The sequence below is a fragment of the Adhaeribacter terrigena genome (assembly GCF_016623615.1).
Taxonomy (GTDB): Bacteria; Bacteroidota; Bacteroidia; order Cytophagales; family Hymenobacteraceae; genus Adhaeribacter_A; species Adhaeribacter_A terrigena.
On record NZ_JAEHFX010000001.1, the window covers coordinates 274448 to 290053 of the forward strand.

Consider the following 15606-nt stretch of genomic DNA (forward strand, 5'->3'; position numbering starts at 1 on the left):
AAAAAGCTATGAAGATTTTAAAGCAAATTTTATGAGCTGTTCCACGCTGAGGTGGTTTCCTTCGCGTTTCAGGATCGCGTCGAGGGACTTTTCAGCCACGTTTTTGGCAAAGCCCAGCGTTACCAAAGCAGATAACGCTTCGTTCCGGTTTGTATTGTGTGATACGGTACTAAAAGCTGCAGCATCGATCGGACTTTCTTTCCGGAATTTGTCTTTTAGCTCCAGAATAATGCGCTGGGCCGTTTTGGCGCCAATTCCCTTTACATTCTGAATGGTGCGGACATCTTCCTTTACAATGGCCTGCTGAATTTCGGCCACCGTAAGCGAAGAAACGATCATGATACCCGTGCCGGGGCCTACGCCGGAAATGGAAATAAGGTGCAGGAAAACGTTCTTTTCGGCGGGGTCGGAAAAACCGAAAAGCGTGTGTGCGTCCTCTTTAATGTGCAGATACGTGTAGAGTTTGCAGCGTTCGCCTTCTTTTAAGCTTGAAAAAGTATTCAGCGAAATTTTGATCTGGTAACCGATCCCCCCTACATCGATGATGACGTAGGTCGGGTCTTTATAGGTTAGTTTTCCGTCTATATATGCTATCATTTATAAGCTTCTCTTATAGTTTTGCGCATCTACCACAGCAATGGCCACCATGTTCACGATTTCGCGGATCGAGCTGCCCAGCTGCAGAATGTGCACCGGCTTGCGCATACCCATCAATACCGGGCCAATCGCTTCGGCGCCGCCAATTTCCTGCAGTACTTTATAAGCAATGTTGCCGGAAGTAAGATCCGGGAATATCAGCGTATTAGCGCCTTTTTCGGCAAGTTCGCTGAACGGGTAATGTTCTTTTAGCAGGTCGCAGTTTAAAGCCGTATTGGCTTGCATTTCCCCGTCAATAATTACATGCGGGTAACGCTCTTTCGCCATTTCGGTAGCTTTACGCGCTTTTTCAGGCATTTCCCCGTTATTGGAGCCGAAGTTAGAGTAGGAGAGAACAGCTATTCGCGGTTCGGTATCGAAGAAACGTACGGCACGGGCCGTTAAACCAATAATATCGGAAAGTTCTTCGGTGGTAGGGTTTACGTTTACGGTAGTGTCGGCAAAGAAATAAGGCTCTTTTTTGCTCAGAATGATGTACATCCCGGCCACTTTATTAATGCCTTCTTCCACGCCAATTACCTGCAGCGCCGGTGAAATGGTTTTGGAATAATCGCGCGTTAAACCCGAGATCAGTGCGTCGGCTTCATTCAGTTCCACCATAATGCTGCCGAAATAAATGCGGTCGCGTACCAGGCGGCGGCTTTCGAATAAGCTGAGGCCTTTGCGCTTCCGTTTTTCGAACAGGATTTTGGCAAATTTTTCGCGTCTTTCGTCTTCTTCAAACGGATCCAGGATCACGCATTCGCTTAAGTCGAGGTTGTTTTCGGCAATGATCCGCCCGATCTTTTTGCGGTTTCCTAATAAGATAGGCTGGGCAATTTTCTGGTCTTTTACGATCTGGGCTGCTTTCAGAATTTTCACGTGATCGGCTTCGGCAAATACCACACGTTTCGGGTGTTGTTTGGCCTGGGAAATCATGCGGTTCATGAGTTTCTGGTCGATTCCGATGCGTTTGAGCAATTCGTGGTGATACGCTTCCCAGTCTTCTATGGGCTGCCGGGCTACGCCGGTTTCCATGGCGGCTTTGGCTACGGCCGGCGAAATGCGGGTGATCAGGCGCGGATCGAGCGGCTTGGGTATTAAGTATTCCCGGCCGAAAGCAATGGTGTTATCGGCGTAAGCTTTATTCACAATATCCGGCACCGGTTCTTTGGCTAACTCAGAAAGAGCTTTTACGGCGGCCAGTTTCATGGCTTCGTTAATTTCGGTAGCGCGGACATCTAAAGCGCCCCGGAAAATATAAGGAAAGCCCAGCACATTATTTACCTGGTTCGGATGGTCGGAGCGGCCGGTTGCCATGATCAGGTCCGGACGGGTAGACATGGCCAGGTCGTAGGTAATTTCCGGGTCCGGGTTGGCCAGGGCAAACACGATGGGGTTTTTAGCCATGGTTTTTACCAGTTCCGGGGCCAGTACATTACCAGCCGATAAACCCACGAAAACATCGGCGCCGTTCATGGCTTCGGCCAGCGTAGTGATTTTGCGGAGCGTTACGAACTGGGCGCGGTAAATATCCAGATCATTACGGTGCGGGTTAATAATGCCGTCTTTATCGAACATGACAATATTATCGAGCTTGGCACCCAAGGCTACGTAGAGTTTGGCGCAGGAAATAGCCGCCGCACCGGCGCCGTTCATGACGATCTGGGCCTCGCTGATCTTTTTGCCCACCAGTTCCAAAGCATTCAGCAAGGCGGCGCCCGAAATAATGGCAGTGCCGTGCTGGTCGTCGTGCATGATCGGAATGCTCATTTTCTCGCGCAGGGCATTTTCGATCTTAAAACACTCCGGTGCTTTAATGTCTTCCAGGTTTATACCGCCAAACGTTGGTTCCAGCGAAGAAACAATGCGGACAAATTCTTCGGGATCGGTACAATCAATTTCAATGTCGAACACATCGATGCCGGCAAATTTCTTGAAAAGAACGCCTTTCCCTTCCATAACCGGTTTAGAGGCATCGGGTCCGATATTGCCCAAGCCTAAAACCGCAGTGCCGTTGGTAATTACGCCTACCAGGTTGCCTTTGGCGGTATATTTGTAAACGTCGTCTTTATTGGCGGCAATTTCTTTGCAGGGTTCGGCCACGCCGGGCGAGTAGGCCAGGGCCAGATCGAGTTGCGTACTTACCATTTTGGTAGGCACCACTTCAATTTTTCCAGCCGGACTCTGGCTGTGGTAATTCAGCGCTTCTTCTTTATTTATTTTGATCATCTTCTGCGTTCAGTTCATTCTGACAAACCTGCAGGCGACGGATCTGACGTCCGGTGCGTACAGGTTGTTTATGGTAAAAAAATGCAAGGCCTTAGCCTTAACCTACAAATATAAGGGTTTGCTCCGGATTGTTGCCACTACGCAGCCGGCACATTTCGGTTATGAGGCCTAAATTTTTGCTGCCCGGAAGCGTGTCATTTGCAGGCATAAAAGCAGACCGGGCCGGAAAAGGATAGGAAATTAACCGGCAAAAGTCTTTTCCGTCCGGAGCCTGTTTTAAAAAAGGTATGGTTTTCAGCGGAAAAACTCGTGAAGGCAGGGCCTGGTGGAACTGACAGGAAGAGCTATGCTATTGTTGAGGCTGAAAAGTAGGAGTGGTGCATGGCAGCTATGGGAATAAGTTGGTATTATCTATTCCAGCAATTTTTCTGCGGCGGGCTTTTAGTTTTTAAACCAGAAAGCATAGCGTTTTTTTAATGTAAGTGCCTGAAATAGCTTTTGTTGTATTGGTTTTTTTTGTTACGGGTTTGCTATATTTGGTTTCATAAACTGAATCGCACCGACTATGAAAGTAAAGTTACTAACGAGTATTCTTTTCCTGTTCGCCGGATTTTGTTTCAAAGTTACTGCGCAAAACCCCACTGGCAAAGAAGCCAATATCTGGTATTTTGGTTACAAGGCTGGGCTTGATTTCAATTACATTCCTCCTCGTGCATTATTAGATAGTAAATCCGATGGATGGGGAAACTTTGCTTCTATTTGTGATGGGAATGGCAACTTACTTTTTTATGCTTCGCCAGATTCTATACTAGACAGAAACCACCAGAGGATGCCCAATGGAGCAGTTGCATCCGGAGGACTAACTACTAATTCAGCAGTCATTGTACCTTGGCCTTCCAATCCAGGCAAATATTTCCATTTTTCTGCCTTTGCTGTGCCAATGGGATTTAGCTTTTCTGTGGTTGATATGAGTTTGCGCAATGGCTTAGGCGATGTGGTGCCAACCCAAAAGAATATCCTGATTCAAAACCATGTTTATGATAAAATAACGGGCGTACAACATCAAAACAGACGGGATATCTGGGTTATTGCTCGAAAGACGCTTTCCAATATATACCATGCATATTTAGTAAGCCCTACCGGGGTAAACAGCACTCCAATTATTAGCCAGATAGGGCCTAATCATTATCAAAGCCACATTACACCATTAGGAGCATTTAAAGCTGCGCCGGATGGGCGTACCCTGGCTGATGAAGTTTGTTCGCCATTTTCAACGAATCAGTTGAAATTTTACCATATCCAGTTAATAGATTTTAATTCCTCTACTGGGGCAATGATTGATAAAGGTATCCTCCCGGATTCAACTGCATTTGGATTAGAGTTTTCACCCAATGGCTCGCTATTGTATGCAGGCAGTAGACCACTTATGCCTGGTAATGGCGATTATTTATGGCAATATAATCTAAGCTTGCCAACAACCGCAGCTATGTATACTAATCGAAGTCTTATAGCTCACCGGCCTGCAAATGTTACTGGGCCTCACTATGGCCATATGCAGGTTGGGCCGGATGGGAAAATTTATATGAGTATGCAAACGAATAATGATTTTAATCCTCCATGGAGACAATACTATCTGGGTGTTATCAATAAACCTAATGAACCAGGAGTTAGAGCAAGTTTTGTCCCATTAGGAATCAACGTGAATCCTGATAATTTGCAGCCTCGCCCTCGGCATCCAGGTTTTGCTCTTCCCACCTTCATTCAAAGCTACTTTTTCAAGCCAAGCATTTATCTGCATCAAAGCTGCTTAGGCGATACGGCTTACCATTTCTCGATCAACAACTCGGGCCCCCTCGATTCATTGCGCTGGGATTTCGGCGATCCGGCTTCGGGCAAGCATAATACCAGTTCGCAATTCAGTCCCTGGCACAGCTATGCTACGGGCGGCACTTACAACGTACAGGTAATTGCCTATTTCCAGTTCGGCTCCGATACCCTGCAGCAAAGCATCACCATCCCCGGCCCGCCGCTGCGCAACGTTTTAGGCAAAGATACTACCTTATGTGCCGGCTCGGTTTACACGCTATCGCCCAACGTACCGCAGGCTCTAAGCTACAAATGGCCCGATAACTCCACCGATTCAGTTTTCCAGGTAAGGCAGCCGGGCACGTATTGGGTAGAGATCGTTACGGAATGTGGCCCTTACCGGGATTCGGTGCAGGTAGATTTCCTGAACCCGCCATCTTTTTCTTTAGGCTCTGATCTAACGCTTTGCGCCGGCGAAAGCATAACGCTCAAGCCTCAGATAAAGGATGCGGCTTACTTGTGGCAGGATGGCAGCACTAAAGATAAGCTGGTGGTCGATATGCCCGGCACGTATTGGCTGCAGGCCTCCAACCGCTGCAGCAGCACCCGGGATAGCCTGGTGGTAACCTTCCGCGAGCCGCTGCCGGCTAATTTGTTAGGCCCCGATACGATTTTATGCGAAGGAGTAAGCTACACCATCAGCGCAAGCGGCAACTACACGCTTCAATGGCAGGATGGCTCTACAAGTCAAAGCTTCACCGCTACCCAAGCCGGCACCTACTTTGCTGACCTTACTAATCCTGAAAACTGCACGGTAAGAGACAGCATTACCGTGAGCTACAGAAATTGCTTCGGTAAAGAGTATTTAATTCCCAATATCATCACCCCTAACAGTGACGGCAGGAACGACAGCTTCGTGATCTGGGGAGCCAAGCCCGGTACTTTGGAACTGAGCATTTACAACCGCTGGGGCATACTAGTTTATCAAAGCGATGATTATAGAAATAACTGGCAGGCAGAAAATGCTTCGGCTGGTATCTATTACTACCTGCTCCAGAACAAACAAACCCGCAAAACCTACAAAGGCTGGCTCGAAGTGGTTCGTTAAATGGCTGAATGGTTAAATGGTTTAATGGTCACTTGGTGTAGATTTCTAACTATCCTTTAGCAGCCTGCTTTGGTCTGTGCGCCACAGACCAAGGTGAGCGACCAGTGAATTGGTAAATGATTAATAGTTTTCAGGCCCAAAAGCATACCGTTTTTCAGGCAGCTAAACCTGCGAGGTTTAAGAAACCTCGCAGGTTTAGCTGCCGCCAATGGTTTTCGTTACCGATCTTAGTTTCCCTCCCAAAACGCTACCGTTTTGCACCCAAAAACTGATTGCCACGGGTTTTAACCCGTGGAGCATAAAGTAAAACACTATACTTTTAGCCCCAAAAGTATGGCACAAAAAAAGCCCGGCGGTTGGCCGGGCTTTCAATTTTATGTAACTGAACTTAGCTGATCACCAGTTTCTGGCCCGGTTTCAGTTCGTTGGTTTTCAGGTTGTTTTTCTTTTTGATCTCTTCCACCGTTATGCCTTCGTACTTTTTGGAAATATTCCAGAGCGTATCGCCGGGCTGAACGGAGTGGATGATGATCGGAGCTTTGGGTGCCACTTTGCGGGCTACAGTTTTTTTAACCGGGCTGGCTTTGGCAATTTGTACCGGGGCTGGTTTGGTTTCTGCTACCGTTTCTTCTGTCGTTTTCACCTCGGCAGATGCCAGGGCAGTGGTTTGGGCAGAATCTGTAACCGCCGGCTGATGAATTACCAGTTTCTGATTTACCATTACATTGGTAGATTTCAGGTTGTTCCAGGTTTTCAGGTCTTCCACCGTAACGTTATGTTCTTTCGCAATCTTACCCAAAAAATCGCCGCGTTTTACCGTATAAGGCAATTTCTGCAGGCTTTCGGCCGAAGAATCCGGCTGTTTTTCCGGCGCTTGTTTCGCGATCATTACCGGTTCGGGTTCCTGCGGCGTCAGTTTCGGCTGTACCGGTTTTGGGGAAAAATAACGGGAATTATCCAGAATGGTACTGCGGTTCTGCGCAAGGATCGGGCGTTTTTCGGCCGGCACTTTTATGGCAAAATTCCGTACCGTTTCCGGCAGATAATCTTTCTTTAAAGATGGGTTCAGGTTTTTCAAAGCTTCCGGGCTCATGTTCAGTTCTGCCGAAAACTTAGCCAGATCAATCCCCTGGTTCAGAAGAACGGTATCGGTAGCAATGGCAAACTGAAGGGAATCGGAAGTGATCTTGTGGTGCCCGGCATAATTCATGGCGTACATTACAGCCGTGAAAGACGGAACGTAACCGCGCGTTTCTTTTGGTAAATAAGGGAAGATAGCCCAGAAGGTTTGTTTGCCGCCGCCGGCTTTGGCGATGGCTTTCCGCACGTTGCCCGGTCCGCAGTTATAAGCTGCCAGGGCCAGTTCCCAGTCGCCGAACATGTTGTGGAGCTGGCGCAGGAATTTGCAGGCCGCTTCGGTCGATTTTTCCGGGTCCATGCGCTCGTCGTAATACGCATTTTGCACCAGTTTAAAATCGCCGCCGGTGGCCGGCATAAACTGCCACAACCCTAAAGCGCCCACGTGCGATTTGGCTTTCGGGTTCAGCGCCGATTCTACCACTGCCAGGTATTTCAGTTCTTCCGGCATGTTGTGCTTTTTGAGGTATTTCTCGAAGAGCGGAAAGTAGAGGTTTTCGCGCTCCAGCATCCGGCGGGTATATTTCCTGTTCCGGATGGTGAAATAATCTACATAGCTGCGCACAAACGGGTTGAACGTAAGCGGAATGGAAGATTTAATGCAGCTCAAACGATCCTGAATTACTTCGTCCGGCTCGTTGGGGATCAGCTCGCTGAAGGAAAAGAAACGCTCCGGAAAGGTAAAAGCAGAATCCAGTTTCAGGCTTACCGAGTCTTTGGAAAGCTTTTTTTGCAGCCCGGGTTTACGTTCGGAATCTGCCCACGCAGGTTGCCACACGCTTACGAATAAGGTTACTAAAAAAAGCTTTCCGAATTTCATTAGGTTGAAACTAAAATATTGTCTGTCAGATATTTAGAAAAAGCAAATAATTCCTGTTCTTCAAACGAACGGCCAATTAACTGTAAGCCGATCGGAAGGTTGGTAGCGTCGGTGCCGGCCGGAACCGATATGGCCGGTACGCCGGCCAAAGATGCCTGTACGGTAAAAATATCGGCCAGGTACATTGCCAATGGGTCTTTCGCATTTTCGCCAATGCTAAAGGCCGTAGTTGGCGCCGTAGGCAGAATCAAAAAGTCGAAACGGCTTAATAATTCGTCGGTTTTTTCTTTTATCAAACGGCGCACTTTCTGGGCTTTGGTGTAGTACGCGTCGTAATAACTGGCGCTCAGTACGAACGTTCCCAGCATAATGCGGCGCTGCACTTCTTCGCCAAAACCTTCGGCGCGGCTTTTCTTGTAAAGCGAATTCAAATCCGTAGCCTGCTCGCTGCGGTGGCCGTATTTTACCCCATCAAAACGCGAAAGGTTCGAGCTTGCTTCGGCGGTGGTTAAAATATAATAGGTCGGCACCATGTAAGCGAGATACGGAAAATCTACCGCTTCCACAGTATGGCCTTCTGCTTTCAAGGCTTCAATCGCGTTTTCCATGGCCGCTTTTACTTCCGGCTGCAAACCCGGGCTTTCCAGCGTATCTTTAATGTAACCGATCTTCTTTTTACCGGAAACTTCCAGGTGCTGGCTGTAAGCCGGAACTTCACGCTGACTGGCGGTGCTGTCAAATTCATCGGCGCCGGCCATTACTTCTAAAAGCAAAGCGGCGTCTTCTACGGAGTGCGTTAACGTACCGATCTGATCGAAAGAAGAAGCGTAAGCCACTAAGCCGTAGCGCGAAATGCGGGAATACGTTGGTTTTAAACCCACTACCCCGCAAAAAGCTGCCGGCTGACGCACGGAACCACCCGTATCGGAACCGATGGAAGCAAAGCAAAGATCTGCCTGCACTGCCACGGCCGAACCTCCCGAAGAACCGCCCGGAACCTTCGAATTATCCGCCGCATTGAGCACGTTGCCAAACGAAGAGTTTTCGTTCGAAGCGCCCATGGCAAATTCATCGCAGTTCTGGCGGCCAATGATGATCGCATCTTCATTTAAAAGGCGCTGCACCGCAGTACCTGTGAATAAAGACTTGAAACCGTTCAGGATCTGGCTCGAAGACTGCAGCGTATGATCTTTATACGCCAGCACATCTTTCAGCCCGATAACCATCCCGGCCAGTTTACCCGCAGAGCCATTTCTGATTTTGGCATCTACGGCTTCGGCCTGGGTAAGGGCTTCGTCAGCAAAAACTTCTAAAAAAGCATTCAGGTGCGCATTGTCCTGGATGTTCTGTAAATAAAACCGGACCAGATCGCTGCAGGAGGTGTTTCCTGCAGCTATATCGGTCCGGATAGCGCGGAGGGAGCGGTAACGCATTCGCTTAGTTTGCTTTTGGTTCGTCTTTTACGCCGTTCTCTATTTCAGATTTAATTTCTTTGGTAGCATCTTTAAATTCGCGGATGCCGCGGCCCATGCCTCTTGCCAGTTCCGGGATCTTTTTAGCCCCGAACAACAAAAGCACAATTAATAAAATTACCATGATTTCGCCGGTGCCAATATCGCCGAGGAAAGCAAAAACGGTATTTAAAGCCATAACTTACTGGTTTAAAAGTAAAAAATAAGGACTACAAAAATAGGTATTATTTCAATACAAGACCAGAAAACCCGATAAAGTTTAAAAACGGTATCATTTTCTTTAAAAAAAGTGCGGATGCCTGATGGTAGCTGGTTTCGGTAACATTTTTGGTTCCGGAAAAATATTACAGTCGAACGCAGGATACTTCGCGCCAACGTGTAACTTCGCCGGGAAGTAACCCCTTCGGCCACTTTTTCGCTATATTTACGATCATGACCAGCCAGTCTAAACTGAACACAAGCTTAACGGAAGAACAGCAGGCCTTTGCCGGGAATAAAGTATATGGCCAGCCGCTCCAGGAACTTGCCCGCCTCGAAGCCCTGGAAAGTTACGATATTCTGGATTCTGCTCCCGAAGCCGATTTTGACGCCCTCACCCGCCTGGCCGCTTACATCTGCGAGACCCCGATCTCGCTTATTTCGCTCATTGATGCGCAGCGGCAGTGGTTTAAATCGAAACTGGGTTTGGAAGTGCCCGAAACGCCCCGCGAAATTTCCTTCTGCCAGTATGCCATTTTGCAGCCCGAAGTATTTGAAGTGGAAGACGCCACCCGCAACGATATTTTCCGCGAAAACCCGCTGGTAACCGGCGAGCCGAACATTCGGTTTTACGCCGGCGCGCCTTTAATTACCCACGAAGGTTTCAGTTTAGGTACGCTCTGCATTATAGACACCGTGCCGCGCAGCCTCTCCGGAAAACAGAAAGATGCCTTGCAAAGCCTGGCCCGCACCGTAGTAACCCACCTGGAGTTGCGCCGGGCCCGATTGACCCTCGAAAACGAAAAAGAGAAACTGGAAAACCTGCTGAAACTAGCCAACAGTACCGCAAATGGAGGCCTGGTAGCCGGCAAGTCCGATATTTTTGTAAAGCAGGAATCGAAACTGGTAAAAGTGAACACCGCCGATATTTTATGGGTAGAAGCCCTGGGCGATTACGTAAACATTCACACCCACAAAGACCGCTACACCATTTACGCCACCATGAAAGACATGGAAACCAAACTGCCCGGCAACGAATTTGTGCGCGTTCACCGGAAATACATTATCAGCGTAAATAAGATCAAATCCATCGAAGACGATTCGGCCGTAATAGAAAAGCGCGATACCAGCAACGCCGGCCACATGATGAACGGCCTGATGTACGTGCCGATCGGGAGTTCTTACAAAACCACGTTAATGAAACGCCTGAACCTGATCTGATGCCAGAACAAGGACATTCGGAGCATGCTTCAACAATCTGTAGATTTTTGTCAGGCTTGCCTGCGCCGTTTTTCAAACAGGAACGTATAAGTTTCTGGTAGTAACAAAACGTTTACCCGGCAATTCGCTCCGTTAATCAGCAAAAAGCATACGTTCATCGAAAAGTTAAACTTTCACCGAAATTAGAAGTTAAATTTGAAAAGAATATCGGAAAAGCTTCCACAAAACAAGGCTTTTCGGATCCTGAATTAGAAACATAAGTTTGTTTTCATAGCTCAGAAAGGCATCCTGCAAAGCGGGATGTTTTTTTTTTGCCTTTTGCTTAACAGTTTGTGGAACGCTATTGTTTTAAGGCCTAAAACTATCTAGAAAAACGCTATTGTTTTGAACCCTGAAACGAGTGCCTAAATCGCTATTCTGCTTTGTAAACGTAGGTTTCGGTTTTAACGGTGCCGTTGCTGAGTGTCTGCGTCCGTTTTACCGGGAAGCCTTTTTCGTTGTAGTCATACGTGTTGGTATAGGAACTTACTACCCGGCCGGCCTCGTCTTTCAGCTCCATTTTTAGCTCGTTGCCTGCAAACGTTATCGGGTTTATGTTGGTGTTCGCAAACGGGTTCATTTTCCCATCAAAGCTAATTTCAATTATATCCTGAAACTGTCCCTGATCGCCGGTTCCGGTGGAAGTTACCGCGTTATTGCTTTTATAAACGTACGTACGGCTGTTGGTGAGCTGGTTATCCGGCGCCAGTTCGGTCCAGCGGGTTATGTTGCCGTTGGCGTCGAAAAAGTAAAGGCGCTGATGATGCAGGTTTGGCGCGCCGGCAGCATCGGGGTAGGAATGCAACAATTTCTGGGGAAGATTTCCGCCATTGTACACCATTTCATCCTGCTCCAGGAAAACGCCGGTGCTGCCGTAAATGCGTTTGCGGTGTAATTTTCCATCGGCCAGGTAGCTGAAAACGCTGTAACGCTCCAAGGCTCCATTGCCAAAGATTTCTTCCTTTATAAGCTGGTTGGCCGCATTATAAGTATATTTCAGCTTCACCACATCGGGCGACAGGGAAGTGGTGCGGGTAATTTCTGTGGGGAAGAATACCAGTTCCGGCTCAGGTATGGGGGCAGGTTTTTCTTTTTCACAGGAAAGGAAAGCAAACGCTAAAAACAGTACAGGCAGGACCTTTTTCATGGTTTATCAGAATTTTCAGAAGCAGCTATACGGTATTAAACAGCGCCGCTAACAAAATAGTATTTCCACTGCAAAGAAAAATTTCAGGTTTTCAGAACCTTTCGCAGCAGAAATGCTAGGTATTCAGGCAGAAAAACCCGCGATAGTAATTGCAGCACAAAAAGGATAACGTGGAAGCGGAAAAAACAATCAGCAATCAGCAATCAAGCGATTACTGCGGTGCCAGCCAGCTTTCCGGGTTCAGGTTGCTGCTGTTTTTCCAGATCTGGAATTGGAGTTCGGTGGTGCCTTCGGCGTTGGTATAAACCGTTCCGATCACGTCTTTGCGACTCACGGTTTGCCCTTCCGAAACACTTACCGTTTTCAGTTTGGCAAACACGGTAAAGTAATCGCCGTGCTGAATCATCACGATGTTGTTCATGCCCGGCACGCTGGCTACGGTCAGCACTTTGCCGTCAAAAACCGAACGGGCCGCTTCGCCGTGGCTGGTCTGAATATCGATGCCGCGGTTTTCTATTACAACGCCTTTTAAAACCGGGTGCGCGTGTTTGCCGAAACGATGCGAAATAAAACCTTTGCCTACCGGCCAAAGTAAACGGCCGCGGTTGCCGGCAAACGACGACGATAGCATGGCCATTTCCGGAGTCATGCTCACTTTGTTAGTTTCTACTTTGGTTTCGGCGGAAGAAGTTTTACCGGCGCGGGCATCGGCGGCGCTTTTGGCCTTGGCCGCGCGGGCTGCCCGGGCAATTTCCTCGCGCACCATATCGGCAATTAAATTATCGAGTTTGCGCACCGACTGTTGCCGGCGGGCCACTTCGCGGCGCAATTCTTCTTCCTGCTTGCTCAGTTTCTGCACCACCTGGTCTTGCTGGCCTTTCAGATTCAGGAGGCTTCTTTTTTCGGCCAGCTGTTTTTCCAGGGCTTTTTGTTTTTCCTGCTGCTGTTCGGTAAGGGTGTTCAGTTCCTGATTCAGGTTTTTAGTTACGCGGTTTATCTGGGCCACCTGGGCTTTACGGGCATCGGCGTACTGGCGCAAATACCGCAGGCGCATGGTAAATTGGTTAAAACTTTCGGAAGCGAACAAAAACATGAGCCGGTTATAGCTGTTGGTCGTTTTTGCCGCCGAATAGATCATGAGCGCGTATTCCGCCTTCAGTTTTTCGAGGTCCGACTGCATGGAAGTTACCAGGTGCTCGGTCTTCTTTACGTCTTTCTCGATGTAGTGCAACTCCGAACTCACGTTCCGGATCACGCCTTTCTGCACCGTAATTTTTTCTTTAATGGCGTTGAGCTCACCGAGCGAAGCTTCTTTCTGGACGCGGGTTTGTTCCAGAATGCGGTTGGCTTCCTGAATGCGGCGCAGGTTTTCGCGTTTTTCCCGTTCCAGCGTAGCCCTGGATTTAGGCTTGCGCTGCGCCGTAGTGGTGAGCGTGGCTACCAGTAAAAGACAGGAAAGAAAGTAAATAAAGTAACGCCGCATGAAATAAACCACTCCTTTTTCAGGATTGCCAGCTGCAAAGATGCGAAATACTGCAAAGAACTGCTAATAAACGCTATGGTTTTGGCGATGGAAAGTGGGGGAGGGATAATTTACCAGTGCTCTAAACCGATAGTTAAAAGTGTTTTGATGGGCGGGCTTCGCAATTTTATGGTCTGAATTGACAAGACTTTTTGCTTTCAAAACGCTATAGTTTTTAAAGTAAAAAGTCAGCAATACCTTTTGGTGCAAAATTAAAACATAAAGTAAAGCAACGGTCCTGAAGAATTTTACGACCTATCTGTAAAGTGAAAATCTACCGATGCATTTTAAACTTCTTCTACTGATATTTTTCTGTGGTTTAACTGTAACTACCAATGCCCAGGAAAAGCAAGGGGCAAATTGGTTTTTGGGAGGTGATTATGATGTTTTTTTAGGGCCTATTCCGGGCGTTCATTTAGATTTTAATCATTCAGAAGTATCTAAATCCCAGTTTCTTATTAAATATGGTATGCGTGTGGGAGCAGTTGCTACAATCAGTGATAGAAAGGGCCGGCTTCTTTTTTTTACAAATGATGGTTATGTGTTCTCCCGGGAAAAGAGCAATAATGAGTATCAACCCATGCTCAATTCAGGTTCCAGAGGTAGCGATTTTTCAGAACTGATCATGCAAAACCCAAAAGATGAGCAACGCTATTATATTTTTACAACTACCTATTCATGGGAAAATCCTTTGCTTGTAAAGGAAGTGAATATGCGTTTGAATAATGGTTTAGGCGACGTTGTTCCTTCAGCATCAGGAGCAGTGAAAACGAACATTGGTACTGGTATGGCTGCCATGCTGCATGCCAATAATAAAGATTTCTGGCTTGTAACTTCAAGTGCTACTGGCGATAGCATCTTTTCTTTTCCAGTTAATGCAGCTGGAATTGGCGCTCGGGTTGTTTCGCTTCCTAATAGAAATATCGATTCATTATGCTGGCTCAAAAGTTCACCAAACAGCGAAATGTTGGTTACAGGCGGAAAACAGGGCGTAGAATTATTTCATTTTAACCGCCACACCGGTGCTGTTTCGCCATTTGTTACACTTGGTATTCCTGATCCTGGAAAAGAAAAAGGCTATTCTTTTTCATTTTCTCCGGATAATAAGAAGTTGTATGTTGGCACAAAAAGCATTTTCGACCCAGTTAATAATCAAAATAACAGTTCTTGCTCCATTTTGCAATATGAGCTTACAGCTGGTAACGCTACCCAAATTCAACAGACAGTAACTGCCCTTTATAAAACTTCATTACCCAATAGCACGAATGATCCGCTCTTTATTTCGGATATGCAATTGGCAATGAATGGGAAAATTTACACATCAATTAGAAATCCTTCTTTCAGTTATAATCAAAATTATTTAAGCCAGATCAATTATCCGGACCAAAAAGGATTAAATGCCGGTTTTCAGCTGAATACAATACACGTTGGCGCGCTTATTTTAAGCCTTCCATCCCTAAATCAAACAATCTTCCGCAACGTCGGCAAACTACAGGCGCAAGCCAGTAAAGATACCATTTGCTACGGCGATTCAGTGCAACTTTCGGCTTATGGCGCGGGTGCAGAACGCTTCCGGTGGCAGATTGTCGATGGCCTGACTTCTCCTAACGATACGCTGGCTAATCCGATAGTTTGGCCAACGGTTACTACTACCTACCGGGTTATTGCTTCTTCACCATTTCGTACCGATACGGCTTTTGTAAAAGTGGTAGTTCGGACAAATCCTGAAATAAAGTTAAGTGGCCCCGAAGAAGTTTTTACTTTAGCCGAGAACCAGGAATACCAAGCATCAGGCGAAACGCCCCGAAGCACCTTGAATTGGCAAGTTTTCGGCGGCGAAATTGTTTCCGGGCAAGGCACAAACCATATCAGGGTAAATTGGGCCGAAGCTGGTTCCGGAACGTTAAGAGTAGTTGAAATTACTGGCCAAGCGTGTAATTATTCCGAAAGCTTAAATGTTAAAATTACTGGCTCGCCGCCGCCGGTTTTCTACAACATCATTACGCCCAACGGCGACAAACTGAACGATGCTTTTGTAATCCAAAATCTGAAATGGTATGCTGAAAACGAATTGAAAATTTACAACCGCTGGGGCGTAGAAGTATTCCGGACTCGGAATTATAAAAATAACTGGCAGACAGAAGAATTAAGTAGTGGCGTTTACTTCTACCGTTTTCAAGCCGGAACGCAAACCTGGAAAGGCTGGCTCGAAGTGGTAAAGTAACCATTAGTTTTTCAAACAAAAACGCTACCGTTTTACTTCAGAAA

Annotated in this window: 11 protein-coding genes; 3 read left to right on the forward strand and 8 right to left on the reverse strand. The window is 47.2% G+C overall.

Annotated elements, in window-relative coordinates; translation table 11 throughout:
- Nucleotides 1-6: 6 nt before the first annotated feature.
- The 3 genes from ruvA to I5M27_RS01225 all read right to left on the reverse strand — a co-directional run bounded on the left by ruvA (nucleotide 7) and on the right by I5M27_RS01225 (nucleotide 3849).
- Nucleotides 7-597 (reverse strand): Holliday junction branch migration protein RuvA, encoded by a 591-nt coding sequence (ruvA, locus tag I5M27_RS01215; RefSeq protein ID WP_200504208.1) that lies wholly within the window; start codon nucleotides 595-597, stop codon nucleotides 7-9.
- Nucleotides 598-2868, reverse strand: coding sequence for an NADP-dependent malic enzyme (locus tag I5M27_RS01220; protein WP_200504209.1), 2271 nt, complete (start codon nucleotides 2866-2868; stop codon nucleotides 598-600).
- A gap of 786 nt (nucleotides 2869-3654) precedes the next feature.
- The gene (locus I5M27_RS01225) at nucleotides 3655-3849 is read right to left on the reverse strand and encodes a hypothetical protein (protein ID WP_200504210.1); all 195 of its coding nucleotides are present in this window, start codon (nucleotides 3847-3849) and stop codon (nucleotides 3655-3657) included.
- Nucleotides 3850-4582: 733 nt separating this feature from the next.
- Between I5M27_RS01225 and I5M27_RS01230 the strand changes: the two genes are divergently transcribed.
- Nucleotides 4583-5782 (forward strand): T9SS type B sorting domain-containing protein, encoded by a 1200-nt coding sequence (locus I5M27_RS01230; protein ID WP_200504211.1) that lies wholly within the window; start codon nucleotides 4583-4585, stop codon nucleotides 5780-5782.
- 388 nt (nucleotides 5783-6170) lie between these two features.
- Here I5M27_RS01230 and I5M27_RS01235 read toward each other — a convergent pair whose 3' ends face one another.
- Genes I5M27_RS01235 through I5M27_RS01245 form a run of 3 tightly spaced genes read right to left on the reverse strand, consistent with a single transcriptional unit; the run spans nucleotide 6171 to nucleotide 9389 of the window.
- Nucleotides 6171-7739: a lytic transglycosylase domain-containing protein gene (locus I5M27_RS01235; protein WP_200504212.1), complete on the reverse strand. Its 1569-nt coding sequence runs from the start codon at nucleotides 7737-7739 to the stop codon at nucleotides 6171-6173.
- A complete protein-coding gene (gene gatA / locus I5M27_RS01240; RefSeq protein ID WP_200504213.1) occupies nucleotides 7739-9172 on the reverse strand; it encodes an Asp-tRNA(Asn)/Glu-tRNA(Gln) amidotransferase subunit GatA in 1434 nt (477 codons plus the stop codon). Before gatA ends, I5M27_RS01235 begins: the two co-directional genes overlap by 1 nt.
- A gap of 4 nt (nucleotides 9173-9176) precedes the next feature.
- A complete protein-coding gene (locus I5M27_RS01245) occupies nucleotides 9177-9389 on the reverse strand; it encodes a Sec-independent protein translocase subunit TatA/TatB (protein ID WP_200504214.1) in 213 nt (70 codons plus the stop codon).
- 254 nt (nucleotides 9390-9643) lie between these two features.
- Here I5M27_RS01245 and I5M27_RS01250 point away from each other — a divergent pair, with 254 nt between their 5' ends.
- Nucleotides 9644-10630, forward strand: coding sequence for a GAF domain-containing DNA-binding protein (locus I5M27_RS01250; RefSeq protein WP_200504215.1), 987 nt, complete (start codon nucleotides 9644-9646; stop codon nucleotides 10628-10630).
- A 412-nt stretch (nucleotides 10631-11042) separates the two neighbouring features.
- On the opposite strand, the gene I5M27_RS01255 is transcribed toward I5M27_RS01250, so the two are convergent.
- Together I5M27_RS01255 and I5M27_RS01260 are read right to left on the reverse strand one after the other, a co-directional pair.
- Nucleotides 11043-11816 carry a hypothetical protein gene (locus tag I5M27_RS01255; RefSeq protein WP_200504216.1) on the reverse strand — a complete coding sequence of 258 codons (774 nt, stop codon included), beginning with the start codon at nucleotides 11814-11816 and terminating at the stop codon, nucleotides 11043-11045.
- Nucleotides 11817-12027: 211 nt separating this feature from the next.
- The gene (locus I5M27_RS01260) at nucleotides 12028-13299 is read right to left on the reverse strand and encodes a murein hydrolase activator EnvC family protein (protein WP_200504217.1); all 1272 of its coding nucleotides are present in this window, start codon (nucleotides 13297-13299) and stop codon (nucleotides 12028-12030) included.
- 319 nt (nucleotides 13300-13618) lie between these two features.
- Between I5M27_RS01260 and I5M27_RS01265 the strand changes: the two genes are divergently transcribed.
- Nucleotides 13619-15562 (forward strand): T9SS type B sorting domain-containing protein, encoded by a 1944-nt coding sequence (locus tag I5M27_RS01265; protein WP_200504218.1) that lies wholly within the window; start codon nucleotides 13619-13621, stop codon nucleotides 15560-15562.
- Nucleotides 15563-15606 lie beyond the last annotated feature (44 nt).

Bases quoted from the DNA above. Each gene is read 5' to 3' on its own strand.
- ruvA (WP_200504208.1), bottom strand. From the start codon at position 597: ATGATAGCATATATAGACGGAAAACTAACCTATAAAGACCCGACCTAC.
- I5M27_RS01220 (WP_200504209.1), bottom strand. From the start codon at position 2,868: ATGATCAAAATAAATAAAGAAGAAGCGCTGAATTACCACAGCCAGAGT.
- I5M27_RS01235 (WP_200504212.1), bottom strand. From the start codon at position 7,739: ATGAAATTCGGAAAGCTTTTTTTAGTAACCTTATTCGTAAGCGTGTGG.
- gatA (WP_200504213.1), bottom strand. From the start codon at position 9,172: ATGCGTTACCGCTCCCTCCGCGCTATCCGGACCGATATAGCTGCAGGA.
- I5M27_RS01245 (WP_200504214.1), bottom strand. From the start codon at position 9,389: ATGGCTTTAAATACCGTTTTTGCTTTCCTCGGCGATATTGGCACCGGC.
- I5M27_RS01250 (WP_200504215.1), top strand. From the start codon at position 9,644: ATGACCAGCCAGTCTAAACTGAACACAAGCTTAACGGAAGAACAGCAG.
- I5M27_RS01255 (WP_200504216.1), bottom strand. From the start codon at position 11,816: ATGAAAAAGGTCCTGCCTGTACTGTTTTTAGCGTTTGCTTTCCTTTCC.
- I5M27_RS01260 (WP_200504217.1), bottom strand. From the start codon at position 13,299: ATGCGGCGTTACTTTATTTACTTTCTTTCCTGTCTTTTACTGGTAGCC.
- I5M27_RS01265 (WP_200504218.1), top strand. From the start codon at position 13,619: ATGCATTTTAAACTTCTTCTACTGATATTTTTCTGTGGTTTAACTGTA.